Source organism: Dietzia sp. oral taxon 368, from assembly GCF_002999155.1.
In the GTDB taxonomy this organism is placed as follows: Bacteria; Actinomycetota; Actinomycetes; order Mycobacteriales; family Mycobacteriaceae; genus Dietzia; species Dietzia cinnamea.
Genome location: NZ_CP027238.1, coordinates 2,159,942 through 2,185,210, shown reverse-complemented (window position 1 = coordinate 2,185,210; position 25,269 = coordinate 2,159,942). Strand labels below are relative to the sequence as shown.

General features: G+C 71.5%; 23 protein-coding genes and 1 tRNA gene. 6 read left to right on the top strand and 18 right to left on the bottom strand.

Translation table 11 applies throughout. The features are described from left to right. The first annotated feature begins 92 nt into the window (after positions 1–92). Positions 93–908: a formate/nitrite transporter family protein gene (locus C3V38_RS10210; protein ID WP_063935671.1), complete on the top strand. Its 816-nt coding sequence runs from the start codon at positions 93–95 to the stop codon at positions 906–908. A gap of 7 nt (positions 909–915) precedes the next feature. Continuing rightward, entirely contained in the window at positions 916–1,233 is a 318-nt protein-coding gene (locus C3V38_RS10205) for a DUF4190 domain-containing protein (protein ID WP_063935672.1), read from the top strand. A gap of 66 nt (positions 1,234–1,299) precedes the next feature. On the opposite strand, the gene tsaD is transcribed toward C3V38_RS10205, so the two are convergent. The 8 genes from tsaD to glmS are packed head-to-tail and all read right to left on the bottom strand — an operon-like array spanning position 1,300 to position 10,150. Next, positions 1,300–2,337, bottom strand: a complete 1,038-nt coding sequence (gene tsaD / locus C3V38_RS10200; RefSeq protein WP_106385727.1) for a tRNA (adenosine(37)-N6)-threonylcarbamoyltransferase complex transferase subunit TsaD — start codon at positions 2,335–2,337, stop codon at positions 1,300–1,302. Beyond that, positions 2,334–2,915 (bottom strand): ribosomal protein S18-alanine N-acetyltransferase, encoded by a 582-nt coding sequence (rimI, locus tag C3V38_RS10195; protein ID WP_106385726.1) that lies wholly within the window; start codon positions 2,913–2,915, stop codon positions 2,334–2,336. Before rimI ends, tsaD begins: the two co-directional genes overlap by 4 nt. After that, positions 2,912–3,700 (bottom strand): tRNA (adenosine(37)-N6)-threonylcarbamoyltransferase complex dimerization subunit type 1 TsaB, encoded by a 789-nt coding sequence (gene tsaB / locus C3V38_RS10190; protein ID WP_106385725.1) that lies wholly within the window; start codon positions 3,698–3,700, stop codon positions 2,912–2,914. Before tsaB ends, rimI begins: the two co-directional genes overlap by 4 nt. A 4-nt stretch (positions 3,701–3,704) precedes the next feature. Then, positions 3,705–4,226: a tRNA (adenosine(37)-N6)-threonylcarbamoyltransferase complex ATPase subunit type 1 TsaE gene (locus C3V38_RS10185; RefSeq protein ID WP_106385724.1), complete on the bottom strand. Its 522-nt coding sequence runs from the start codon at positions 4,224–4,226 to the stop codon at positions 3,705–3,707. After that, the gene (locus C3V38_RS10180) at positions 4,223–5,464 is read right to left on the bottom strand and encodes an alpha/beta fold hydrolase (RefSeq protein ID WP_165001100.1); all 1,242 of its coding nucleotides are present in this window, start codon (positions 5,462–5,464) and stop codon (positions 4,223–4,225) included. Before C3V38_RS10180 ends, C3V38_RS10185 begins: the two co-directional genes overlap by 4 nt. Further along, entirely contained in the window at positions 5,461–6,714 is a 1,254-nt protein-coding gene (gene alr / locus C3V38_RS10175; RefSeq protein ID WP_106385723.1) for an alanine racemase, read from the bottom strand. The genes C3V38_RS10180 and alr overlap by 4 nt, the downstream gene beginning before the upstream one ends. Before the next feature lie 4 nt (positions 6,715–6,718). Next, positions 6,719–8,272, bottom strand: coding sequence for a bifunctional ADP-dependent NAD(P)H-hydrate dehydratase/NAD(P)H-hydrate epimerase (locus C3V38_RS10170; RefSeq protein ID WP_106385722.1), 1,554 nt, complete (start codon positions 8,270–8,272; stop codon positions 6,719–6,721). 21 nt (positions 8,273–8,293) lie between these two features. Next, on the bottom strand, positions 8,294–10,150 hold the full coding sequence (gene glmS / locus C3V38_RS10165; protein WP_106385721.1) for a glutamine--fructose-6-phosphate transaminase (isomerizing): 1,857 nt from the start codon (positions 10,148–10,150) through the stop codon (positions 8,294–8,296). A 73-nt stretch (positions 10,151–10,223) separates the two neighbouring features. Between glmS and C3V38_RS10160 the strand changes: the two genes are divergently transcribed. After that, on the top strand, positions 10,224–11,096 hold the full coding sequence (locus C3V38_RS10160; RefSeq protein WP_254425953.1) for a dienelactone hydrolase family protein: 873 nt from the start codon (positions 10,224–10,226) through the stop codon (positions 11,094–11,096). Positions 11,097–11,150: 54 nt separating this feature from the next. Here the strand turns inward: C3V38_RS10160 and glmM are convergent, their stop codons facing one another. The 3 genes from glmM to rplM all read right to left on the bottom strand — a co-directional run bounded on the left by glmM (position 11,151) and on the right by rplM (position 13,645). Beyond that, positions 11,151–12,509, bottom strand: a complete 1,359-nt coding sequence (gene glmM / locus C3V38_RS10155) for a phosphoglucosamine mutase (RefSeq protein ID WP_106385719.1) — start codon at positions 12,507–12,509, stop codon at positions 11,151–11,153. A 153-nt stretch (positions 12,510–12,662) separates the two neighbouring features. Beyond that, positions 12,663–13,160, bottom strand: coding sequence for a 30S ribosomal protein S9 (rpsI, locus tag C3V38_RS10150; RefSeq protein WP_232302988.1), 498 nt, complete (start codon positions 13,158–13,160; stop codon positions 12,663–12,665). 41 nt (positions 13,161–13,201) lie between these two features. Continuing rightward, entirely contained in the window at positions 13,202–13,645 is a 444-nt protein-coding gene (rplM, locus tag C3V38_RS10145; RefSeq protein ID WP_007627425.1) for a 50S ribosomal protein L13, read from the bottom strand. Between the two features lie 212 nt (positions 13,646–13,857). Here rplM and C3V38_RS10140 point away from each other — a divergent pair. Further along, positions 13,858–13,933, top strand: a tRNA-Arg gene (locus C3V38_RS10140). Between the two features lie 43 nt (positions 13,934–13,976). On the opposite strand, the gene C3V38_RS10135 is transcribed toward C3V38_RS10140, so the two are convergent. The 5 genes from C3V38_RS10135 to C3V38_RS10115 all read right to left on the bottom strand — a co-directional run bounded on the left by C3V38_RS10135 (position 13,977) and on the right by C3V38_RS10115 (position 19,374). After that, complete coding sequence (locus tag C3V38_RS10135) at positions 13,977–14,546, bottom strand: hypothetical protein (RefSeq protein ID WP_061230063.1); 570 nt, start codon at positions 14,544–14,546, stop codon at positions 13,977–13,979. A 111-nt stretch (positions 14,547–14,657) separates the two neighbouring features. Next, positions 14,658–16,277 carry a cation acetate symporter gene (locus C3V38_RS10130; RefSeq protein ID WP_106385718.1) on the bottom strand — a complete coding sequence of 540 codons (1,620 nt, stop codon included), beginning with the start codon at positions 16,275–16,277 and terminating at the stop codon, positions 14,658–14,660. After that, positions 16,277–16,567, bottom strand: a complete 291-nt coding sequence (locus tag C3V38_RS10125; protein ID WP_070720176.1) for a DUF485 domain-containing protein — start codon at positions 16,565–16,567, stop codon at positions 16,277–16,279. The genes C3V38_RS10130 and C3V38_RS10125 overlap by 1 nt, the downstream gene beginning before the upstream one ends. A 258-nt stretch (positions 16,568–16,825) precedes the next feature. Beyond that, positions 16,826–18,409 carry a substrate-binding domain-containing protein gene (locus C3V38_RS10120; RefSeq protein WP_106385717.1) on the bottom strand — a complete coding sequence of 528 codons (1,584 nt, stop codon included), beginning with the start codon at positions 18,407–18,409 and terminating at the stop codon, positions 16,826–16,828. A gap of 218 nt (positions 18,410–18,627) precedes the next feature. Beyond that, a complete protein-coding gene (locus C3V38_RS10115) occupies positions 18,628–19,374 on the bottom strand; it encodes an enoyl-CoA hydratase (protein WP_061229987.1) in 747 nt (248 codons plus the stop codon). A gap of 94 nt (positions 19,375–19,468) precedes the next feature. Here C3V38_RS10115 and C3V38_RS10110 point away from each other — a divergent pair, with 94 nt between their 5' ends. Continuing rightward, positions 19,469–20,995 carry a carboxyl transferase domain-containing protein gene (locus C3V38_RS10110; RefSeq protein WP_070720177.1) on the top strand — a complete coding sequence of 509 codons (1,527 nt, stop codon included), beginning with the start codon at positions 19,469–19,471 and terminating at the stop codon, positions 20,993–20,995. A 63-nt stretch (positions 20,996–21,058) separates the two neighbouring features. Further along, on the top strand, positions 21,059–22,975 hold the full coding sequence (locus C3V38_RS10105; RefSeq protein WP_106385716.1) for an AMP-binding protein: 1,917 nt from the start codon (positions 21,059–21,061) through the stop codon (positions 22,973–22,975). A gap of 462 nt (positions 22,976–23,437) precedes the next feature. Here the strand turns inward: C3V38_RS10105 and C3V38_RS10100 are convergent, their stop codons facing one another. Beyond that, positions 23,438–23,794, bottom strand: a complete 357-nt coding sequence (locus tag C3V38_RS10100) for an FKBP-type peptidyl-prolyl cis-trans isomerase (protein WP_061229990.1) — start codon at positions 23,792–23,794, stop codon at positions 23,438–23,440. Positions 23,795–23,823: 29 nt separating this feature from the next. Next, a complete protein-coding gene (locus C3V38_RS10095; RefSeq protein WP_007628877.1) occupies positions 23,824–25,113 on the bottom strand; it encodes a citrate synthase in 1,290 nt (429 codons plus the stop codon). Positions 25,114–25,269: the final 156 nt, after the last annotated feature.

Below are 25,269 nucleotides of genomic sequence, written 5' to 3'. Positions count from 1 at the left end.
CCGCGGCCGGTAGGCTCGCCCGCACGCACGGACATCAGCCACCAGAACACCTCTGCCCGATCCGATTTCCATCGAGGACAGCGAGGCCCAGTATGACCGCGGTCGCCCCTTCCGACATCGTCACCGCGTCCGTCGAGGCCGGGGAGCAGAAGGCCCACGCCCCCGGCTGGCAGCTGGCGCTGCGCGGCTTCCTCGCCGTCTACCTGCTCGGCGCGGCCACGACGCTGGCCGCCATGGTCACCGACGCGACCGGGGTGGAGATCGTCGGTGCCGTCCTCTTCCCCATCGGCCTCACCCTCGTCGTCCTTCTCGGGTGGGAACTCGTCACCGGCGCGTACGGTCTGGTTCCGCTCGCGGCGCTGGAGAAGCGGGTCCGCGTGCGGGACTGCCTGCGGGTTTTCGGATGGATGATCCTCGGCCACACGATCGGGGGCCTGGCCGCCGCCTGGATGATCACCTCCGTACTCACGGGGATGGGCACGGAACCGGACGCGACCGGAGCCCAGGCCCTCGCCGACCTCGCGGTGGAGAAGACGATCGCTTACAAGGAGGCGGGGCTGGTCACCGGGTTGGGCTGGGTGACGCTCAGCGCGGTGCTGTGTAACTGGCTGGTGGCGCTGGGCGTGATCATGTCGTTCTCCTCCTCCAGTACCTCGGGCAAGATCCTGGCCATCTGGCTGCCCATCCTCACGTTCTTCGCGCTCGGTTACGAGCACGCGGTGGTCAACCACTTCACGATCCCCGCGGGGATGATGCTCGGGGCGGACGTGAGCGTCGCCGACTGGCTGCTGTGGAATCAGATCCCGGTCCACATCGGAAACTTCATCGGCGGGTTCACACTCGCCGGGCTCGGCCTGTACTTCGCACAACGGACCCGCGTCCACCGCGTCGGTCCGACCGAGGACTGACCCGCCGGTGTCCGACCCGTATGAGCCGGCGCCCCCGGCAGGCGGTAACGAGCTCGCCGTCGTCGCCCTCGTCGTCGCCGTGGCCAACGTCGTCTTCGGCTCGTTCCTCGGCCTGTTCGTCCCGCTGGTGCCCGCGGTCATCACCGTGATCGTGGTGATCCTCGGGCACGTGTCGCTCGCGCAGATAAGGCGTCGGGGCGAGGAGGGCCGCGCGATGGCGATCTCTGCCCTGGTCATCGGCTACCTCGGCATCGCGTGGGTGCTCGTGCTCCTCGTCCTGGCGCTGACGTCCGCCGCGATAGGGATGGCCCTGCTCGGGTTCTAGCCCCGCGCGCCGTGCGGGCCCCGCGCGCCGTGCCGGCCCCGGTCGCCGGGCCGCCCGGGGGCGGAGTCAGGCGACCTGCGTGACCTCGACCGGCAGGCCCGGGTCGGCGGCGACGGTCAGCGGACTGGGCGCGGCGCCCGAGGCGAGCAGGGCGGAGGCGACCCCCACGACCATCGCGCCGTTGTCCGTGCACAGGCGCGGCCGCGGGACACGCAGTGTGAGGCCGGCCTCGGCACACCGGTGGGCGGCGAGGTCGCGCAGTCGCGAGTTGGCCGCCACGCCGCCGCCGATGAGCAGGGTGTCCACGCCCAGGTCTGTGCAGGCCCGCACCGCCTTCATGGTGAGTACGTCGGCGACGGCGTCCTGGAACGACGCCGCGACGTCGGCCACGGCGAGCCGCTCGCCGTCCCGTTCGGCGGCCTCGATCCGCCGGGCCACGGCGGTCTTGAGTCCGGAGAAGGAGAAACCGTGCCGTGCGTCACGCGGTCCGGTCATGCCACGGGGGAACGCGATGGCGCGGGGGTCACCGGTGGCGGCGAGGCGGTCGATCACCGGTCCACCCGGGTAACCGAGGCCGAGCAGACGGGCGACCTTGTCGTACGCCTCGCCCGCGGCGTCGTCGACGGTCGACCCGAGCTCCACGACCGGTTCGGTCAGCGAGCGCACGTGCAGCAGCTGGGTGTGGCCGCCGGAGACCAACAGGGCCACGCACTCCCCCAGCGGCCCGCCGTCGAAGCCCGCGACGGCGACGTGGCCGACCAGGTGGTTCACGGCGTAGAACGGCACGCCCCAGGCCGCGGCGTAGGCCTTGGCCGCGGACGAGCCCACGAGCAGCGCCCCGGACAGCCCGGGCCCGATGGTGGCGGCGACGGAATCGGGCCGCTCCACCCCGGCCTCGGCGAGCGCGGCGCGGACCGTGGGGACGAGCGCCTCGAGGTGGGCGCGGGAGGCGATCTCCGGGACGACGCCTCCGAAGCGCGCGTGCTCGGACATCGACGAGGCCACCACGTCGGACAGCAGATCGGCCCGCCCGTCGTCGTGGACCCGCGCCACGGCCACGCCCGTCTCGTCGCACGAGCTCTCGATCCCCATGACGGTCCTCATCGGCCGCTCCCCTCTCCCGTGTCGCCGCCAACAGTGTCCCCGCCTACAGTGTCCCCGCCGCCGCCGCCGTCCGCGCTGCCGGTGACGTCACGGTCCGCGCCGCCGCCCCGCGCCGGCCGCACCATGAGATGCGCGTCGGCCATGCTGGGCCGGTAGTACCGGGGGCGCAGGCCCACGACCTCGAACCCGTGGGCCTCGTACAGCGTGAGTGCGGGGACGTTGTCGGTCCGCACGTCCAGGACGACCGGCGCGCCCTCGGCATCGGCCACCTCGAGCATCCGCCGCAGCAGCGCCCGTCCGATACCGCGTCCCTGGTACTCCGGGTCGACGCCGATGGTGTGCACCTCGAACTCGCGGTCGCCCTCGGGCCCGAGCCCGGCCAGGACCGCGTAGCCGACCAGCCGCCCGTCGCCGCGGGCGGCCAGGCACGTGGTGTGACGTGAGCCGATCTCGGACAGGAACGCCGCCGCCGACCACGGGCCGTCGCCGCGGAACAGGAGCCTCTCCAGGTCAGCGCACCGCAGGGCGTCGTCGGGGACCAGCGCGTCGTAGACGACGTCGGCCGGCGTCGCGGTCATCGCCCCACCCCGCGCAGGGCCGCGGAGGGTTCGGCGCGCCGGGGCGGCACCGCGTCGGGGCGCCGCAGGTAGAGGGGCTCGAGCGGGACCGGTGTCGCACCGGCGAGCAGGGCGTCGGCCGCCGCGGTGACGAGCCCGGCGGGGTCGGGTGAGTGCACGCCGTCGAGGACGCGCGGCAGCGCGCCACCCGCGCCGTGGTCACCCGGAGCGGCGGTGGGGCCGTGGGCGGAGTCGGAGCCGCGGACGCCGTCAGAGCCGTGGGCGTCGGTGACCTCGCGCAGGCGGGCGGGGTCCCCGGCGAGGTGGGTGGCGCCCGCGAGGTCGATGTCGGCGGATGGCCCCACCGTGGGGCCCGACGTCCGCACGCCCTGCGGCGAGTAGCGGGCGTGATACGCCTCGCGGCGCCGGGCATCGGTGACGACGACGAGGTCCCCGCCGGCCCCGGCGGCGCGCGCGGTGGCCGCGAGCCCGTCGAGCGAGCACACTCCGTGGACCGGTCTCCCCAGGGCGTCGGCGAACGCGGCGGCGGTGGCCATCCCGACCCGCAGCCCGGTGAACGGACCCGGCCCGGTGCCCACCACCACGGCGTCGAGGCCGCCCGCGGACAGGCCGGCGTCGGCGAGGCAGTCGAGGATGTGCGGGGTCAGCAGTTCCGCATGGGCGCGGGCGTCCTCGGTGACGCGGGTGGCCAGTGTCGCGACCACGGGGCCGTCGCCACCGGGCACGAGTCGGCACACCCCCGCGGTGACGAAGGGGGTCGAGGTGTCGACAGCGAGGACCAGCACGGGGTCAGGGTACCGCCGGGCCGGCCGCGCGACCTGGCGAGGCGCCCCGGCTCCAGCCGGCGGTGCGCACGTCGGTGCCGTCGGGCCGGCGCAGGGTCACCACGAGCGGGGTCTCGACGAGGGAATCGACGAACCCGGCGCCCCACTCGACCACCACGACATCGGAGTCGAGGGCCGAGTCCAGGTCGAGGGACTCGAGTTCGTCGGCCAGGTCGCCCGTCGTGGGCCGGGTCCCGTCCGGGTCCTGCCCGCCGAGGAGACGGTAGGCGTCGACGTGGACGAGCCCCGGGCCCCCGGGCCTCATGGGCGGGTGCCGGCGCGCGATGACGAAGGTCGGCGAGGTCACGCGGCCCCGCACGCCGAGGCCCGCTGCGATCCCGGTGGTCAGGGCGGTCTTGCCCGCGCCGAGGGGGCCGTCGAGCACCACCACGTCGCCGGCGCGGAGCAGTCCGGCCAGCTCGACGCCCAGCGCGCGCGTCTCGTCGACCGTCGGCAGGTCGCGCTCCCCCGGCACAGCGATCGTCACGATATCCCGCTTCCGTCGGCACGGCCCGCCCGCTCGAGGCGGCGCGACTCCATGATCGCGTCGGCCACGAGGTCGCCCAACACCTCGGACACGTGCGCGGGCTCCTCGAGCATCACCATGTGCCCGGCGCCGGGGACCACGACGAACTCGGCGTCGGGGAGCTCCTCGACGATGTCGACCGACCGGTCCAGCGGGGTGAGCAGGTCCCGGTCACCGCAGAGGACCGTCGTGCGGACCTCACGGAGAACGGGCATGGCGGCCGACTCGTCGTGCCGCGTGAGGGTCTCGAAGAAGTTGGCGATGGTCAGCACGTCGGTCGAGGCTATGAGCTGGTCCACGAACCGGGCGACGGTCGGACTGATCGTGGCGGGGTCTCCGAACGACCCGCCGTAGATGAACGGCGAGATGATCGCCCCGAGCGCACGTCGGCTGCTGGTGAACACGCCGGGGCTGCGGCCCGCCAACCCGGCGAGGCGGGCCACGCTCTTGTTGTCGAGCACTGACCCGAGCCCGGCCTCCGAGAGCTCCGCCATCGCGGTGGAGACCAGCCCGACCCCCAGGACCCGCTCACGGACGGTCTCCGGGTGACGGGAGGCGAACCCCATCACGGTCATCCCGCCCATGGAGTGTCCGATCACGACGACGGGCCCGGTCGGCGTGGTCGCCGAGATGACGGTGTCGAGGTCCCGGGACAGCTGGTCGATGGTCGCGTTCTTCCGCGAGCCGGACCCGCTCAATCCGTGCCCGCGCTGGTCGTAGAAGACCATCCGGATCTCGGAGCCGAACCGGTCGGCCAGATGCCGGCGTTGGAAATGCCAGGTGTCCATCGACAAGGTGTAGCCGTGGACGAACACGACCGTCATCGGCGCGTCGGTGGGCCCCGCCTCGCGCACCGCGAGCGGGACACCGTCGGTCGCGGCGACCATGGAGCCACGGTCCACCCCGAGCTCGCACATGTCTTCGCCGGCCCACGGGTCGTTGGCGCGTCGGCCGGGCAGAAGTGTGACGATGGAACCGAGGGTGGCGGCGCCGAGCGCGCTCAGGCCTGCGCGCAGGCCACCGGGCGTCCGGATCCGTTCGGCGACCGCCTCCGCGTCGCGCGGCGTGCCCCCGGCCATCGCCGGCGGTCGGATCTCGACCGGGGTCCCGGCGGCCGACCGCTCGGGCCGTTTCGGGAACCGCAGCCGGGGCCTACCGCGCGGGTCGCCGCCGAGCTCGTCGTCGTGGTCCTCGCTCATCTCCCCGTCCCCCGCCCGGGCCCGGACGCGGCCCCCTGCCCGGCCCCCGGCGCGGCGTCGTCGCTCCGCGCGACGGCGTGGGTCCCCAGCGCGGACGGCACGGGGTGACTGCCGTGCATCACGTGGTGGCGCGCGGCCCGGCCGCGCACGGCGGTGACCACCTCGTAGTGGATGGTGTCCAGGGTCTCGGCCCACTCGGCGGCGGTGGGCCCGCCGTCGGCGCCCGTGCCGAACAACACGGCCGTGTCCCCCACCCGCACCGCCTGGTCGGGATCGGGTCCGAGGTCGACGACGAACTGATCCATACACACGCGGCCGACGTTCGGATAGCGCCGCCCGCCGATCGAGACGTCGAGCCGGCCCGAGAGCAGCCGCCACACGCCGTCGGCGTAACCCGCCGCGATGAGGGCGACGGTGGTGTCGTGGGGGGCGTGCCACGTGTGCCCGTAACTCACACCCTGCCCTGCGGCCAGCCGCTTGACCATGAGCACCTCGGCCGAGAACGTCATCGCCGGCACCAGATCCACGTCCAGGCCCTCGACCGGATTCAGACCGTAGAGCGCGATCCCCGGCCGCACCATCTCGAAACCGTCCTCCGGCCGCGTGAGCGCGGCCGCCGAGTTGGCGTGGTGGTTGACCGGGCACTCCAGACCCCGCGCACGCGCCTGCGCCACGCACTCGTGGAGCCGGGCCACCTGCAGGTCGATGACCGGGTTACCCGGGTCGTCCGCGTGGGCGAAGTGGGCCATCAGCCCCGTGACCTCGACCTGCCCGCCGGCGGTGGCCGTGACGAGCCGCTCGAGCACGGCCGGCCACTCCTCGAGGGAGATGCCGGACCGCGCGAGGCCGGTGTCGATCTTGGGGGTGACGCGGGCACGACGGCCCGTGCGGCGCGCCGCCTCCAGGACGGTGTCCAGATGGACCGGGCTGGGAATCGCGAGGTCGACATCCGCCTCGACCGCCGCCCGAACGTCGTCCGAGGCGGAGTAGAGCCACGCGAGGATCTCCGCGTCGATGCCCGCCGACCGCAGCTGCAGGGCCTCGGCGATGGTGGTCACCCCCAGCGCGTGCGCACCCCCGCGCAGCGCGGCCAGGGAGACGGGGACGGCGCCGTGCCCGTAGGCGTCGGCCTTGACCACGGCCATGACCCGCGCCCCGCGGGCAGACCGGACGAGGACGCGACTGTTGTGCTCGATCGCGTCCAGATCGATCTCGGCGCGGCACGGTGCCGGGGGGACAACTGGACCCATTCTGTCAATTCTGCCAAAGAGCGCCGGCGGGCACCGATTCCCTCCCCCGCAGCGCCGAGATCGCCCCCGGTATCGCGGCCAGCAGGTCGGAGGCACCGATCGGCGCGCCCGGACCCCCGCGAGCACCGCCCGCGCCCACGGTGTGCCGGTGCGCCGCCCGGCGCGCTGCCTCCCCGTGCACCGTGACCGCCTCGACCGCCGGCCGCGCCGGAGATCCGTGCACCGCCCTGCCGCTCGCGAGCAACGCGCCCACGATCCCGGCCAACACATCTCCCGAACCGGCCGTCGCGGCCCACGAGGAACCGGAGTCCACCGCGAACGTCGTCTCGCCGTCGTCGACCAGGGTGACACGCCCCTTGAGCAGCACCGTCGCCTCGATCCCACGGTCCCGCAGACCCGCGACGTACCGGCGCAGCGCGCCGGGGCGGTCGCCGCGGTCCCACCCGCCGGTGAGCCGGTCGAACTCGCCGGCGTGCGGGGTGAGCAGCACCGGAGCGGTCGCGCTCCGCAGCAGGACCGGATGGGCGGCCACACAGGTGAGGGCATCTGCGTCGAGCACCGTCGGTCGCCCCTCCGCGAGGACCGCGTCGACGTCCGCGACCGCGTCCGGCCCCGTCCCGCCGCCGGGCCCCACGATCCACGCCTGGGCACGCCCCGCGTCGGCGACCGTCGGGTGGCACACCACCTCGGGGCGGGCGGCGAGCACCGCGTCCGCCCCCGACCCCACGTACCGCACCAACCCGGACGTGGCCGCCACCGCCGCCGACACGCACAACACCGCCGCGCCCGGATACCGCTCGGACCCGGCGCGCACCGCGACCACGCCCTGCGTGTACTTGTCGTCGTCGGGCCCTGGCACCGGCCAGTGGCGCCCCACCTCGGCGGGGTCCGGGCACCGCACGGCCGCCGGCCCGGCCGGCGGTTCGGTCAGGCCGATGTCCACCAGCTCGACGCGGCCGCACTCCGGCGAGGCGAGCAGGTGCGCGCGGCGCAGCATCCCGAAGGTGACGGTGAGCGTCGCCCGCACGTGCGGCTCGTGGACGGTTCCCGCGTCGGCGTCGATCCCGCTGGGCAGGTCCACCGCCACCCACGGCACGCCGGCCGCGACCATGCCCTCGACGATCCGCGCCGCCTGGTCGCGCAGCGGTCCCCTGCCGTTCAGACCCACCACGCCGTCGACGGCGACATCGGGAACGGGTACGTCGGAGCCCCCGGCCTCCGCGCCGCGCACCCGCCCGCCGGCGCGACGCAGGGCGGCGAGACCGCGTTCGTGCACCCGGTCCGGGCTCAGCAGAACGGCCTCCACGCGACACCCGCGGCCCCGGAGGATCGAGCCCGCGTACAGGGCGTCCCCGCCGTTGTCGCCGCTCCCCACCAGGAGCAGCACGGAGCGGCCGTACACGCCGCCGGTGCGCTCGCGCAGCAGTGCGGCCGTGTGGTGGGCGACGCCCGCCGCGGCGCGCCGCATCACCGCGTCGGGGTCCCCCGCCGCGGCGGCCGCCTCGACGAGCGGACGCTCCGCGGCGCGGATGACCTCGACGGGATGGGCGCGCCTCATGATCTGACTACCGCGGGCGGGTCACTCCACCGTGACGGACTTGGCGAGATTGCGGGGCTTGTCCACGTCGTACCCGCGCGCGGCGGCGACCTCGGCGGCGAAGGCCTGGTACGGGATGGTGGCCAGCAGGGGCTGCAGCAGCGTGGTCGAGGCCGGGATCGGGATGAAGTAGTCCGAGAGCGGCCGGACCACCTCGTCGCCCTCCTCGGCGATCACGATGGTCCGCGCACCACGGGCCCGGATCTCCTGGATGTTGCTCACCAGTTTGGAGTGGAGCACCCCGCGCCCCTCGACCGGCGGCATCACGATGAAGACCGGCATGCCCTCCTCGATGAGGGCGATCGGGCCGTGCTTGAGCTCCCCCGCCGGGAAGCCCTCGGCGTGCATGTACGCCAGTTCCTTGAGCTTGAGCGCGCCCTCCAGCGCCGTGGGGTACCCCACGTGGCGACCGAGGAACAGCACCGACTTGGAACCGGCGAGCTCGCGCGCGATCCCCCGGACCGGGTCCAGGGAGTCGACGACCTTCTGGATGTCCTCGGGCATGCGCTCGAGCTGGCGGAACTCGGCCGCCACCTCGTCCGGGTACTTGGTGCCTCGGGCCTGCGCGAGCGCGAGACCCACCAGGTAGTTTGCCGTGATCTGCGCGAGGTACGCCTTGGTGGAGGCGACGCCGATCTCCGGGCCGGCGTGCGTGTACAGGACGGCGTCGGCCTCGCGCGGGATCTGCGAACCGTTGGTGTTGCACACCGCCAGGACGCGGGCCTTCTGGGCCTTGGCGTGGCGGACCGCCTCGAGGGTGTCCGCGGTCTCGCCGGACTGGGAGATGGCCACCACGAGCGTGGATCGGTCCAGCACCGGGTCGCGGTAGCGGAACTCCGACGCGATCTCGACCTCACACGGGAGCCGGGTCCAGTGCTCGATCGCGTACTTGGCGACCATGCCCGAGTGGTACGCACTGCCGCAGGCCACGATGAACACCTTGTCGATGTCACGTAGGTCCTGGTCGCTCATCCGCTGCTCGTCCAGCACGATGCGACCGTCCTGGAAGTGACCGAGCAGGGTATCGGCGACAGCCCCGGGCTGCTCGGCGATCTCCTTGAGCATGAAGTAGTCGTAGCCGCCCTTTTCGGCCGCCGCCAGGTCCCAGTCGATGTAGAAGGGACGGCCCTCGGAGGGCTCGCCGGCGAAGTCGGTGATCTCGTACGAGTCCGCGCGCAGGACCACGACGTTGTCCTGCCCCAGCTCGATGGCGTCGCGGGTGTGCTCGATGAACGCCGCGACGTCGGAACCGAGGAACATCTCGCCCTCACCGACACCCAGCACGAGCGGGGTCGAGCGCCGCGCGGCCACCAGGACGTCCGGGTGGGCGGCGTGGCTGAACACCAGTGTGAAAGCGCCCTCGAGGCGACGGAGCACCGTGCGACACGCGGCCACGAAGTCCCCGCCGCTGCCACCCGACTCCATCTCCCGGCGCAACAGGTGGGCCGCGACCTCCGAGTCGGTGTCCGACTCGAGCTCGACGCCCACGGCCTCGAGCTCGGCACGCAGCGGGGCGAAGTTCTCGATGATCCCGTTGTGCACGATCGCGACATCGCCGGAGACGTGGGGGTGCGCGTTGCGGTCACTCGGACGGCCGTGCGTCGCCCACCGGGTGTGACCGATGCCGGTCGCGCCCGGGAAGCCACCCTCTCCCGCGGCCGCGAGCGCGGCCTCGAGATTGGCGAGCTTGCCCTCCTTCTTCTCGACCCGGGAGGCTCCCGACCCGTCGAGGACGGCGACGCCCGCTGAGTCATAGCCGCGGTATTCCATCCGCCGCAGGGCCTCGACGACGACTGGGAGGGCGGGGCGATGCCCGACATAACCGACGATTCCGCACATGGGCGCTAAGTGTAGCCACGAGGTCTGACAGCCCCGGCACCCTCAGCGCCCGCGAGGCGATACTGTGGCCATCGTGGCCAAGAAGACCAAGGAACTGCACGCCAGGGTGAGTCGACGCGGACCCTACGGCGTCGACAGGGGTGACCTCGGGTTCACCGGCACCCCCGGCGTCGTCTACGTCCCGCGCGACGCCCCGACGCCCGCGCCCGTCGTGGGATGGGCCCACGACTGGACCCGGGGGCCGCGGCACTACGTCGACACTCTCAAGCACCTCGCGTCGTGGGGTTTCGTGGTGGTGGCACCGGCCACCGATCTCGGGGTGCGCCCGAACCACCAGCACTACGCGGACCACCTGTCCGCGGCTCTCGAGGACACCCTCCGGGCGGCCCTCGGCCGCGGGTCGGTCCGTGCGGATCCGCGGCGCATCGGCCTGGCCGGTCACGGCCTCGGCGCCGGCGTGTCCGCACTGCTGGCCTCACAGCGCACCGACATCGACGCCGTCGCGATGGTGTTCCCCACCGAGACGGTCCCGTCGGCCGCGGACCGGGCGATGACCATCGACTCCCCCGCTCTGCTGCTGTCCGCCGCCGGCGGTGTCCACGCGGAGGACGCGCGAGCGCTGCACCTCGCGTGGCGGGGCGACCTCGTGCACCGGCGTCTGGACAAGGCGATCGAGGGCGGGTTGGTCGAGCGCAACGCGTTGATCGAACGGATCGGTCTGGCCGACCCGGACCGCCGCACGCATCGGAACGTGCGTCCGTTACTGGCCGGCTACCTGCTGGCCACGCTCGCCGGTGACGACGCCTATGCGGCGTTCGCGGATCCCGAGGCCGGGTTCAAGGACGCGGTCCCCGTAACGGACGAGATGCTGGAGGAGTCGGGGGACGACCCGTTGGCCACCACGCCGCCGTTGCTCAAGCTGTTCAAGTCTGTCACCGGCGGCTGAGGGCGCCGCCCGCGGCCGGACGCCCCGGGCCCGGCTGCCGTCGGCGGGTACGGGTCAGACGGCGACGACGACGCTCGCGAGCCGCTCGGCGACCTCGCGGGCCAGCTCCGCATCTTGGGCCTCGACCATGACGCGGACCAGGTGCTCGGTCCCCGAGGGGCGCAGCAGAACGCGGCCGGCGGCGCCGAGCCGCATCTCCTCGGCGGCGACCGCGTCGCCGACCGCCGGGGACGCCACGACCGCAGCCTTGTCCTCCACCGGCACGTTGATGAGGATCTGGGGCAGCACCGGCATCACGGAGGCCAACTCGGCGAGCGACCTGCCCGTCTCGGCCATCCGCGCCATGATGCGTAGTCCGGTGAGGACCCCGTCCCCGGTGGTCGCGTGCGCGGGCAGGACGAGGTGGCCGGACTGCTCGCCGCCGAGACTGTATCCGCCCTCGCGGAGGCGCTCGAGGACGTACCGGTCGCCGACCTTGGTCTCGGTGACCTCGATCCCGGCTTCCCGCATCGCCACCTTGAGACCGAGGTTGCTCATGATGGTGGCGACCAGCGCGTTGCCCGCGAGCTCGCCGGCGTCGCGCATGGCCAGGGCCAGGATCGCCATGATCTGGTCACCGTCGACGACCTCGCCGCTCGAGTCCACCGCGAGGCAGCGGTCGGCGTCCCCGTCGTGGGCGAGCCCGAGGTCCGCGCCGTGCTCGAGGACCGCGGCACGGACGTCGTCGAGGTGGGTGGAGCCGCAGTTGTCGTTGATGTTGTAGCCATCGGGACTGGCGTGGATCTCGATCACCGTCGCGCCCGCCTCGCGGTAGGCGCGCGGTCCGGCCACGCTGGCGGCGCCGTTGGCACAGTCGACGACGACGCGGAGTCCGTCCAGCCGGGCCGGCGTCGCGCTGAGCAGATGACCGACATAACTGTCCAGGGCATCCTCGGGGGTCGCACGTGAGATCCTGCCGATCGCCGACCCGGTCGGCCCGGTGATGGCACCTTCGGTGAGCGCGGCCTCGATCCGGTCCTCGACCTCGTCGCCGAGCTTGTGACCGCCCGCGGCGAAGAACTTGATGCCGTTGTCCGGCATGGCGTTGTGCGAGGCGGAGATGACGGCGCCGAGCGCGGCGTCGTGGCGGTCCGTCAGGTGGGCCACGGCCGGGGTCGGCACCTCGCCCACCAGCAGAACGTCGACGCCCTGACTGGCCAGCCCCGCCGCGAGCGCGGCCTCGAGCATCTCCCCTGAGACGCGCGGGTCGCGACCCACGACCGCCAGTGGGCGCGCGCCCGCACGGTCGGACACGGGGCCGGTCTCAGTGGCGAGGACAACGGCGGCCGCCGCACCGAGCCGGACCGCGAGGTCGACGGTGAGGGTCCGGTTGGCGAGCCCACGGACCCCATCGGTGCCGAACAGTCGCGTCATGTCGTGTAGTCCTCCGAGGTCTTGTGGTCGCCGCCGCGGGGCGGATCGGGAATGCCCGGGTCAGGATAACCCCGCCCGGTCGCGCACTCGGCAAATGGACCAGAGCAGGCCCCGCGTCGCGGGAACCTGCTCTGGTGTCGTGATCCTGGCGGATCAGCGCTTCGAGTACTGCGGGGCCTTACGGGCCTTCTTGAGGCCGGCCTTCTTGCGCTCGACCGCGCGGGCGTCACGCGTGAGGAAGCCCGCCTTCTTGAGCGCCGGGCGATCGTCCGGCGAGTACTGGGTCAGCGCGCGGGCAATGGCCAGACGCAGCGCGCCGGCCTGACCCGAGGGGCCGCCACCGTGGAGCAGCGCCACGATGTCGAACTGCTCCTCGCGCTCGACCAGCACCAGCGGCGACTTGACGAGCTGCTGGTGCACCTTGTTCGGGAAGTAGTCCTCCAGGGACCGGCCGTTGAGGGTGAACTGGCCGGAGCCGGGCAGCAGGCGGACGCGGGCGACGGCCTCCTTGCGGCGGCCGACGGCCTGGGCCGGGCCGGAGGAGACGACGGGCGCGAACTGGGCATCGGCGTCGGCGACGAAGTCGCTGCCACCGGCGTAGTCGGCCTCGCTGTAATCCTCGGCGACCTCGGCGGCGAGATCCGCCACCATGTCGTCGGCGACCTCGGCCTCGGGGGTGATGTTCTCGTCGGTCACTGGGCCACCTGCTTGATCTCGAAGGGCACGGGCTGCTGGGCGGCGTGCGGGTGATCCGGACCCGCGTACACCTTGAGCTTGGAGGCGACGGCACGACCGAGCTTGTTGCTCGGCAGCATGCCCTTGACGGCCTTCTCGACGACGCGGTCGGGGCGCGTGTCCATGGCCTTGCCCAGGGTCTGCGACTTCAGCCCACCGGGGAAACCGGAGTGGCGGTGCTGCACCACGCGGTCACGCTTGTTGGACGAGATCGCGACCTTGTCGGCGTTGATGATGATGACGAAGTCGCCGGTATCGGCGTTCGGGGCGAACTGCGGCTTGTGCTTGCCACGGAGGATGTTGGCGACCTGGACGGCGAGTCGACCGAGCACCACGTCGGTGGCGTCGATGACATACCAGGCGCGCGTCACGTCCCCGGGCTTGGGGGTGTACGTGGACACAGGCAATACCTCTGTCTGTCTAGTGGGCTGCCGGCCGGCAGGCGCCCTCCCCCTCGAACGGCGGCCGGTGGTGACCCGTGCGAGGCGGTCCACCGTCTCCGTTAAAGGAGACGACATGGACGCCGACAGTCGACGATACCGTCCGGCAGGCGCCCACTCCAAGTCGCCGATCACGACAGGGCGGCCCATCGGTTAGACTCTCCCCGGTTCCCGCCCTCGTAGCTCAGTGGATAGAGCACGGCTCTCCTAAAGCCGGTGTCGGAGGTTCGATTCCTCTCGGGGGCACCACTGGTCGCCCGGGCCGCGTCGGCGTCGCGGACCCGGCGGGGCGTCAGCGCCTGAGCGTGGCCGAGAAGGCGCTCGTCAGCGCGAGGATCGGCAGACCGATGAACAGGTGCACGATCGCGGCCGCGAGCCCGTCGAGGAACGGCACCGTCACCAGCAACGGCAGCGCCACAGCCGCCACGATGAGCAGCCCCACCGTCCAGGAGTAGAACTGCTGGGGGTTGGCGGTACCGATCAGCAGCAGGTACCAGAGTAACCCGGCGAGGATCGCCGCGACGGCGCCGTAGACGGCGTACATCGTCGGGGTGTTCCCGCCGTTGGCCCACTGGTGGCCGAAACGGGAGAACACGGCGTCCACCACCCAGGCGATCAGCCACCCCGCGATGGCTGCTACCAGTGCGGTGGCGGCCACGCTGCCGACGAATTTCCCCACGTCGATCGCGGGCCCGCGGCGGGATTGGCGGGGTTCCACATAGCCGTCGTCGTAGCCGCCCTCGGCGCCGTAGCCGTCGTCATGGGCGGGGTCGTACGCCCGGTCGCCGCTCATCCTCGAGTAGGCACGCGAGTCGGGTTGCTGACCCATGCGTCGGGTGTGGTCGTCCTGTCCGGGATACATCTTTACCGCCTCCGAATCGGTGTGGTGCCCACCGAGGGTAGTCCCTCGGTGGCCACGACGACGCCCGCCCGACCGTCTGGCGACGGTCGGGCGGGCCAATGGGGGTCAGGGTCAGTGCGCGATGGTCTTCTCCACACCGACTCCGGTGAGCGAGCGGACCTCCATCTCCACGCGCTTCTCCGGGAACTCGTCCTTCTTGCCGATGAACGTCCCGATGATGCCCAGCAGGAACGCGAGGGGGATCGACACGATGCCCGGGTTGGAGAGCGGGAACAGGGAGAAGTCGACGCTCGAGATCATCGACTTCTCGCTGCCGGAGACCGCCGGCGAGAGCGCGATGAGCACCAGGGTGCTGATCAGGCCGCCGTACATGGAGAACAGCGCGCCGGTGGTGTTGAACCGCTTCCAGAACAGCGAGTAGAGGATCGTCGGCAGGTTCGCCGAGGCCGCGATCGCGAAGGCGAGGGCCACGAGGAAGGCGATGTTCTGCCCCATCGCGCCGATGCCCATGACGATCGACACGAGGCCGATCACGACGACCGTGATCCGGGAAACTCGCAGCTGCGACTGCTCGGTGGCCTGCCCGTGCTTGATCACGCCGTTGTAGATGTCGTGCGCGAAGGAAGCGGAGGCGGTGATGGCTAGTCCGGCCACCACGGCGAGGATTGTCGCGAAGGCGACGGCCGAGATGATCCCGAGGAAGATCTCACCTCCGAGCGCGAAGGCGAGCAGCGGCGCCGCCGAGTTCACACCGCCGGGGGCGTTCTCGATGACCTCGGGTCCGACCATCGCCGCGGCACCGAAGCCCAGGACGAGGGTGAACAGGTAGAACCCGCCGATGAGCGCGATGGCCCAGGTCACCGACCGACGGGCCTCCTTCGCGGTCGGGACGGTGTAGAAGCGCATGAGGACGTGCGGCAGACCCGCGGTGCCGAAGACCAGGGCGATCGACAGCGAGACGAAATCGAGCTTGCTGGTCTCGGTGGCGCCGTACTGCAGTCCCGGCTGTAGAAGATCCTTGCCGGAGTTGGCGACGGCCTCGCCGAGGAGCGCGGAGAAGTTACCGCGGGCGGCAACGAGGACCAGGAGGCACATGATCAGTACACCGCCGACGAGCAGGACGGCCTTGACCATCTGGACGTAGGTGGTGCCCTTCATACCGCCGACGAGGACGTAGACGATCATCAGGATGCCGACGACGGCCACGACGATCGACTGCCCCGCGGAGTCGTCGATGTTCAGGAGCAGGGCGACGAGCCCGCCAGCGCCGGCCATCTGGGCGATCAGATAGAACAAACACACCGCGAGCGTTGCCAGCGCGGCCGCCATGCGGACGGGCCGCTGGTTGAGCCGGAAGCTGAGCACGTCGGCCATCGTGAACCGGCCCGTGTTGCGCATCAGCTCGGCCACGAGCATCAACGCCACGAGCCAGGCGACGAGGAAGCCGATCGAGTACAGGAAGCCGTCGTATCCGTTGATCGCGATGGCGCCGGCGATACCGAGGAAGGAGGCCGCCGAGAGGTAGTCACCGGCGATCGCGAAACCGTTCTGCGGGCCGGTGAAGCTCGAGCCGCCCGTGTAGAAGTCCTTGGTCGACTTGGTCGACTTCGACGCCCTCAGCACGAGGGTCATCGTGACGACGATGAAGACGGCGAATACCGCCATGTTGAGGAGGGTGCTGCCCACCTGCTCCCCCGGCGCGAGTTCGTTGATGTTGATCAGCCAGTCCATCAGGCGATCCCACCTTCCAGCTCGAGGCGGATGGACTCCGCGCGCGGATCGATCTCACGGTTGGCGAAGCGGATGTACAGGAAGGTGATGAGGAAGGTCGTCACGAACTGCCCCAGGCCGATGATCAGACCCCAGGTGATGTTCCCGAACACCTTGGTCGCCATGAAGTCCGTCGCGTAGACGGCCAGGATCACGTAGAGGAAGTACCAGACGAGGAAGGCGATCGTCATGGGGAACACGAACGCCCTGAACTTGCTGCGCAGATCCTGGAAGGCGGGGCTGGCCTGCATCGCCGTGAATTCCGCCGCTTCCGGGGTTCGTCGCGATGCTCCCCCCGCCGGCGGATCGGTTGGTTGGGACACGGAGGTCCTCCGTTTCGGGTTCTCGTCAGCACACCCCTGTAGTGATGCGCTTCACAAACACTGACTGGAGAAGTGTGACACGTAGCACAGCTGATTGCGGAGAGGCCTTCGGCGAACTCTCATGTCGAGCCGAAACCGCGGGTGACGGCACCCCCGTCGGTGGGTACCACTTACCTCACCACGGGGCTACGGCCGGGCCGAGGCGCCGCGGCTCCCCACCGCATCCGCGAACACCCGGACGATCTCCTCCTGCGTGCGGGCGACATAGCTGCTGCCGCCGGTGGCCTGCGCGATCTGCGCGAGGGTGCCCGAACTGCTGTCGTCCAGAAGGCTCACCGACACCACGATCACGGGGCGGGACGGGTCCACCATCTCGTCGAGCCGGGCGAAGAACTCTCCTGCTCCGATGTCCGAGGTCGCGTCGTCCGCGCCGTCGGAGATGACGATGATCGAGTTGACCATGTTCGGGTCGTACCCCGAGCGCACCATGGCGTAGGCGTCGAGCACGGAACGATAGAGGTCGGTGCCGCCACCCACCATCCCGGGCAGAGAGGCCAACGCACCGCCCAGTGCGGCACGGTGCGTTCCCCCGGGGGCTGCCGCGTCGAGGCGCTGCAGCGCCGCGACCTCCGCGTACGGCAGCCCGTCGCTCCCGGCGGCACCGCCGAACGCCCACAGTCCGAGCTCCGCGTCGTCGGGGAACTGGCCGAGCCCTGCGCCCGCCGTCTCGACGAGCGCCTGGATGCGGGTGCGGTCCGTGCCGGGCACCCCGAAGCCCATCGAACCCGATGTGTCCACCAAGACCAGGGACCGGCCCGGCATCGACAGGAGCCGCCAATGCCGCAGAGCACTGTGGACCCGGTTCGCATCCCGGACCACGAGCGCTTCGATCTCGCCCACCCCCGCTCCCCCGGCGAGCGGCGCCCGGAAGGCGGTCCGGAAACCGTCCCGGGAGAGCCCGTCGGCGACAGCGGTCGCCGCGGTGGCGTCCCGGAGCGCCTCAGCGGCCTCGACCACGTCGACGCGGCGCGTCGAATCCTGGGTCGTCACGGCCACCGGATAGGTGAGGAATACCGCCCCGGTGGCGGGCGCGTACAGCTCCATCCCCGAGTCGGGTGCCGCCCGCTGCGCGAGCACCGCGTCTCGCTCCGTCACGATCGCCGCGCCGCCGCCGGCGATCACCCTGTCGAGCATCTCTCGAGAGGTCGGCGGGACCTCCATCCGACTCATCTGCCCCTGGGCCAACATCGCCATCGAGGCCCCCAGCGCCTCCGGAGCCGACCGCAGCATCTCGACCTCCGAGGTCGCCGCGAGGATCGGCGCGTCCGCTACCCCGGACCGGACCGGATCACCCATCATCAGCCCCGGCGTGGCGAGCGCCGAGGCCCACGTCGACTTGTCGACCCCGGCGTCACGGGAAGCGATGACCACCGGGGTCGACGCGAGGGAGTTGAGGACCGTCTCGAACGGGATCTGCACGTCCTGGGACACCTGAGCGAGACGTACGGCGGAGTCCGGCACCCAGATGTCCGGCAACGCCTCCCGCGAGACCGTGCGGGTGGACATGTCCGCGGAGGAGACCGATTCCACGTCGAAGGCGTGACAACCGTCGGCATGCACCGCCAGGACTCGGACGTGCTCGACGATGTCGGGCTCGGCTGCCACGCTGATCCGCGGCTCAGCCCCGCAGAAGCCGGCGACGCCCGCCCTCGACAGCCCGGAGATCACCAGTCCCACCACGAGCACGGCCGCGAGGATCGCCGCCCCCACGAGGACGACCCGCCGGGCCGTCGGATTGTTGTGCTGCGGCGATGCGCTGTGCCTGGCCGTCGGTGACGCTCCCCCCGGTCATGCGATACCCGGGGTCGTGCCAGACGCCCGCGACACGCGGGTCCGGGTCGGGCGCGGTGAATCTTATCCCGGCCGGGCGACCCGCGGTGTCCGTACGTGGGGCGCCACGGCGACCGTGCGTCCTGCGGTGGGGCGGTTCAGCGCCCGCGGAAGACGGGTGGCCGCTTCTCGGCGCGGGCGGCCCGGGCCTCGGCCATGTCCTCGCTGCTCCACGCGCGCAACTGGAGTTCGGTGTGCTCCTCGCGCGGGAGCAGCCGGGCGTCGTCATCGTTGATCACGGTCTTGATGTGCCGCAGGCTCAGCGGTGCGAACCGCGAGAGCTCGGCAGCCAGCTCCATGGCCGCCTCGACGTCCCCGATCTCGCTGGCCAGTCCGATCCTGGCAGCCTCCTCCGCACCGACGGGGCGGGCGGTCATGAGCACCGACCGGGCGTGGCCGCCGCCCACGACGTTGGCCAACCGCTTGATGGTCCAGTTGTCCAGTGCCAGCCCCACCTTCACGACGGGCACGGTGAAGACGGCACCGGGCGCCACCACCCGCAGATCCGCGGCCAGTGCCAGCTGCACGCCCGCACCGACAGCCGGGCCGTTGACGGCGGCGATGACGGGAACCGGGACCGACTCGACTGCGCGGAGCATCCCGGCGTGTGCGTCGTAGAAATCCGAGTTGTACACCCCGCCGGACAGATCGGCACCCGCGCAGAAAGCGGTTCCCGCTCCGGTGATGACGATTGCGCGGACGGGGTCTTCGGCGTCGGCCTCCGCGCCGGCGGCCTCGATGGCGTCGCGCAGGGCGATGCACACCTCGGCGTCGAGCGCGTTGCGGGTCTCGTGACGGTCAATGGTGACGACGACGACTGCGCCGTCCCTGCGGCTGACGATCATGGCGACGGAGGGCTCCTCTGGGTGACGGGGGTACGGCAGTGCACCCTCACCCTCACGATACCCGCTGGTAGGCACCCCACCGTACGATGCGGTCATGGCGCGCACCGGAGCTCTGCAGATCCTCGACATGGTCCTCGACGACGGCTCCTTCCGGTCCTGGGACGACGCCCCGGTCCGCCCGCCACAGGTCGACGCGGCGCCGGGGTACGAGGAGGCGCTCCAGCGGGCGACCGAGAAGTCAGGCGTGGACGAGTCGGTCATCACCGGTGAGGGGACCCTACTGGGCCGCCGGGTCGTGATCATCGCGTGCGAGTTCGACTTCCTCGCCGGGTCGATCGGGATCGCCGCCGCCGAGCGGATCGTCTCGGCGATAGAACGGGCGACGGCCGAAGGGCTTCCGATCCTCGCCTCTCCCACCTCGGGCGGTACGCGGATGCAGGAGGGGACGCTCGCGTTCCTCCAGATGGTCAAGATCTCCGCCGCCGTGGCCGGTCATAAGAGCGCGGGGCTGCCCTACCTCGTGTATCTGCGGCATCCGACGACCGGCGGCGTGTTCGCGTCGTGGGGGTCGCTCGGTCACGTGTCGGTGGCCGAACCCGGAGCACTCATCGGCTTCCTCGGGCCCCGCGTCTACGAGGCGCTCTACGACGCGCCGTTCCCGGACGGGGTCCAGGTCTCCGAGAACCTCGCGCGACGCGGGATGATCGACGGCGTGCTCCCACCGGAGGGGCTCCGCGACCTCACCGCCCGAGCCCTGAGGGTGCTGTGCCAGGACCCGCCGTCGGACGACGAGCCGGTGCCGCCCCACGGGCCGGTCCCCGAACCGGAGTCCGACGACGGACGTCCCCCCGATGCCTGGGACGCCATCACCCGGTCGCGGCGCCCGGACCGCCCCGGAGCGCGTGCCTTCCTCGACCGCGTGGCGCCCGACCGGGTGCTCCTGTCCGGCACCGGTCAGGGCGAGGACAGCGGATCACTCCTGTTATCGCTGGTCCGGTTCCGAGGCCAGTCCGCAGTCGTGCTCGCGCAGGACCGGGACGCGGAGAACGAGAAGAGCCCGCTCGGCCCGTCCGCGTTGCGGTCGGCACGCCGCGGTATGCGCATAGCCGCGGAGATGGGGGTCCCTCTGGTCCTGTTCATCGACACCCGCGGCGCCGCTCTGTCGCGGGAGGCGGAGGAGGGCGGACTGGCGGGTGAGATCGCCAGGAGTCTGGCCGACCTCGTCACCCTGCCGACCCCGACCGTCTCCGTGATCCTGGGGCAGGGCACCGGCGGCGCCGCTCTCGCCCTGCTCCCCGCCGACAGGGTCCTGTGCGCGCGTCACGGGTGGCTCGCCCCCCTGCCGCCGGAGGGCGCCAGTGCGATCCTCCACCACGAGACGAGCCGAGCCCCTGAGGTCGCACGGTCGCAGGGCATCACCTCCGCGGACCTGCTGGAGGCCGGGATCGTGGACGTGGTCGTGCCCGAACGTCCCGACGCCGCGGACGAGCCCGAGGCGTTCTGTGACCGGATGGCCGGCGCGGTCGCGTCCGCGCTGCTCGAGGTCCGCCGACGCCCCCCTGAGCGGAGGTACGCCGAGCGGATGATGCGGTATCGCGAACTGGGCCTCGGATTAGAGTGAAACCAGTCACTTCCCGTCGGCGCGGTCGGCGGGCCCGCTCCCGTACGTGAGGGGAAGTACCCGATGTCGGACTCGACGACCTCGACCTACGACGCCGCCCACCGGCTCTCGATCAACGATCCCGATGCCTTCTGGTTGGACGTCGCCGGGGGCATCGATTGGACCACGACCCCCACGACGGCGGTCGACGGATCCCGTCCGCCCTTCTACCGGTGGTTTCCCGACGGTGAGCTGAACACGTCGTACAACTGCGTCGACCGGCACGTCGCCGCCGGGCGGGGCGAGCAGGCCGCGTTCATCTACGACTCGGCGGTCACCGGCGTCAAGCAGACCATCACCTACGCCCAGTTGCTACAGCAGGTCGAGGAGTTCGCGGGCGCGCTCGCCGCGGAGGGCGTGGGTCGCGGCGACCGGGTCGTCATCTACATGCCGATGGTCCCCCGCGCCGCCGTGGCGATGCTCGCGTGCGCCCGGCTCGGTGCCGTCCACTCCGTTGTCTTCGGCGGCTTCGCCGCGCCCGAGTTGGCGATCCGGATCGACGACGCCCGCCCCAAGGTGATCGTCACGTCCCACGGCGGCATCGAGCCGACGCGCAAGGTGCCCTACTTCCCCATGGTCGCCAAGGCGCTCGGGCTGACCCGCCACAACCCGGGGGCTGTGATCGTGGCCCCGCGTCACGACCAGTTCCCCGACATGGCGTTCCCCGACACCCCGGGGACCACCTGGAGCTATTGGGAAGACGCCGTCGCCGGCTCCGATCCGGCGGCACCGATCCCGGTGAAGGCCACCGATCCGCTGTACATCCTCTACACCTCCGGTACGACCGGGCTACCCAAGGGCGTGGTCCGCGACAACGGCGGACATGCCGTCGCGCTCGCGTGGTCGATGTGGAACGTCTACGGCATCCGCCCGGGCGACGTGTGGTGGACCGCCTCGGACGTGGGCTGGGTGGTCGGCCATTCCTACATCGTCTACGCGCCCCTGCTGGTCGGCGCGACCTCGGTGATCTACGAGGGCAAGCCCGTCGGCACCCCTGACGCCGGGTCGTTCTGGCGGGTGGCCTCCGAGCACCGCGCGGTCGCGCTGTTCACGGCTCCGACCGCCGTGCGGGCGATTCGCAAAGAGGATCCCGAGGGCCTCGAGATCGGCAAGTACGACCTGTCGGCCATGCGCACCTTCTTCTGCGCTGGCGAGCGTCTCGATCCGGACACCTACCAGTGGGCCACCGACAATCTCGACAAGCCCGTCGTGGACAACTGGTGGCAGACCGAGACCGGCTGGCCCATCGCCTCCAACCTGCGCGGCCTGGAACCGATGCCGATCAAGCCCGGCTCCCCGACCGTCGCGGTCCCCGGTTACGACCTGCATGTGCTCGACGGAGACGGCAAGCCACTTCCGCCCGGCGAGGAGGGGAACCTGGCCATAAAGTTGCCCATGGCCCCGGGCACGCTGGCGGGTCTCTGGGAGGACGACGAGAGGTTCGTCTCCTCGTACATGACAGTCTTCGAGGGGTACTACTCCACGGGTGACGGCGGGTACATCGATGAGGTCGGCTACGTCTTCGTGATGGGTCGGACAGACGACGTCATCAACGTCGCCGGCCACCGGCTGTCCACGGGGTCGATGGAAGCCGTCATCGCTCGGCATCCCGCCGTCGCGGAGGTCGCGGTGATCGGCGTGAAGGACCCTCTCAAGGGCCAGCGCCCCGTCGGCTACGTGGTGCTCAAGTCCGGCCAGGTCCGCGACCCCGACGAGCTGCGGTCGGAGCTGGTGGCGATGGTGCGTGACGAGATCGGGGCGGTTGCCACCTTCCGCGACTGCACGGTCGTGCAGGGACTGCCCAAGACCCGCTCGGGCAAGATCCTCCGCAAGACGATGCGGCAGATCGCCGACGGTCAGCAGGATGTGGCGGTGCCGTCGACGATCGAGGACCCAGCCGTCCTCGAAGCCCTCGCGCCTTTCCTTCGGCAGCAGGGGTAAGCCCGAGCCTGCGCCAGCAGGGCACCCGCATCCGCGCCCGCGCCTGGCGTCTCGCTCCCGTCGATGGCGTCTCGCTCCCGGCTTCCCGCTCCCGTCGATGGCGTCTCGCTCCCGTCGATGACGCTGCGCATCGCAGCCGCCCCTCGCCATGGCGCCTGGCGCGAACCGCGGGGCAGGCGAGACGCCATGGCGAGGGGCGGCTGTGGCGGTGGCGGTCGGGCACCCTGGGCTGCGGCAGGGCCGGGCGAGACGCCATGGCGAGGGGCGGCTGTGGCGGTCGGGCCCTCGGGGCTGCGGCTGGGCCGGGCCAGCAGCCGTCGGCCGGACTTGTGCGTACCGGCCGGGTGCGTATGCGTACCGGGCGGTGGGCGCGTCGCGGGGTTCCGGCCCGACAGACGACGGCGCCCCGCCCTCCCGTGAATGGAGGACGGGGCGCCGCTGTCGCCTTCCGGGACCGCCCGGTCAGGCGTCGAGCAGGTCGATCACGAAGACCAGGGTCTTGCCACCGAGCGGGTGCAGGGCCGCGGAGGTGCCGTAGGCCTTGTCCGGCGGGATCACCAGCTGGCGGCGTCCGCCCACCTTCATCCCCGGGATCCCCTCCTGCCAGCCCTGGATGAGGCCGTTCAGCGGGAAGGTGATGGACTCACCCCGATCCCAGGAGGAGTCGAACTGCTCACCGGTCTCGTAGTCCACCCCCACGTAGTGCACGGTGACGTTACCGCCGGCGACCGCCTCCGCGCCGTCGCCCACCGTGAGGTCCTCGCTGACGAGGTCGGTGGGCGCGGGGCCCGTCGGCATGTCGATCTCGGGCTTGTCCATGATGTTCTCCTGGGGTGGGAATCCCGGGTTCAGCGCTGGCTGATCGGGGTGAAGCTCCGCTCGGCCGGGCCGGTGTAGACCTGGCGCGGGCGGTTGATCTTGGTGGAGGGATCCTCGCGCATCTCGCGCCAGTGGGCGATCCAGCCGGGCATGCGACCGAGCGCGAACAGCACGGTGAACATGTCGGTCGGAAAGCCCATCGCACGGTAGATGAGGCCGGTGTAGAAGTCGACGTTCGGGTAGAGCTTGCGCTCGACGAAGTAGTCATCGGCCAGCGCGGTCTCCTCGAGCTTGAGCGCGATCTCGAGCAGAGGGTCGTTACTCTGGGACAGCAGCGCGTGGGCGTGCTTCTTGGCGATCTGGGCGCGCGGGTCGTAGCTCTTGTAGACGCGGTGACCGAAGCCCATCAGCTTGACGCCGTCGACCTTGTTCTTGACGCGGTCCATGTAATCGGTGGCGTCGCCGCCCTCCGACTCGATGCGCTCGAGCATCTCGAGCACGGCCTGGTTGGCGCCGCCGTGAAGCGGGCCGTACAGCGCGTTGATGCCGCCGGTGATCGAGGAGTACAGCGGTGCCTCGGAGGAGCCGACCATCCGCACCGTGGAGGTGGAGCAGTTCTGCTCGTGGTCCGCGTGCAGGACGAGGAGCATGTCGAGGGCCTTGGCGACCTCGTCGGTGATCTCGTAGTCCGGGCCGAACGTCATCCGCAGGAAATTGCGGACGTACCCGAGCGACGGGTCCGGGTCGATGGCCTCGTGGCCGTTGCGGATGCGCTCGATCGCGGCGGCCAGCGTCGGGCCGCGGCCCAGCAGGCGCGCGGTCGCCAGGTCGACGGCCTTGGGGTCGTCGATGTCCAGGTCGTCGCCGTGAGTGCCGAAGAGGCTCACGCCGGCGGACAGGACGGGCATCGGGTGGGTGTCGCGGGGGAAGGCCTGCAGCAGCGGCATCATCTGGCCGGGCAGCGCGGTCTCCCCGAGCACCTTGTCGGTGAACTCGGCGAGCTGGGCCTCGGTCGGATCCTCGCCGTAGATCAACAGGTAGGAGACCTCGAGGAACGACGCGTTCTCGGCGAGCTGGTCGATCGGGTACCCGCGGTGCCGGAGTATGCCCTCGTTTCCGTCGATGTAGGTGATCGAGGAGGTGCACGCGGAGGTGTTGACGAACCCCACGTCCAGCGTGGTCATCCCCGTGTCGGCCAGCAGGGAACCCAGCTGCATCGCGTCGCTACCGCAGCTCGCCTCCACCACGTCGAGTTCGAGCTCACCGCCGGGGTAGGACAGTGTTGCTTTGCGGTCCGAACCGTTCGAGCCTGCGGTCACGCGATTCCCTCTCCGACGACTGGTCCCGGCGGTCGAGTTCCGCCACGAATGTGCTGTGCCACACCCTACCGTGACCGCCGTTCGTGGTTCGAAGGGAGTTCGCCACAGGTCCCCCCGCGGCCCGGGCGGCGCCGTGACCGCTAGCCGGGCGGCGCC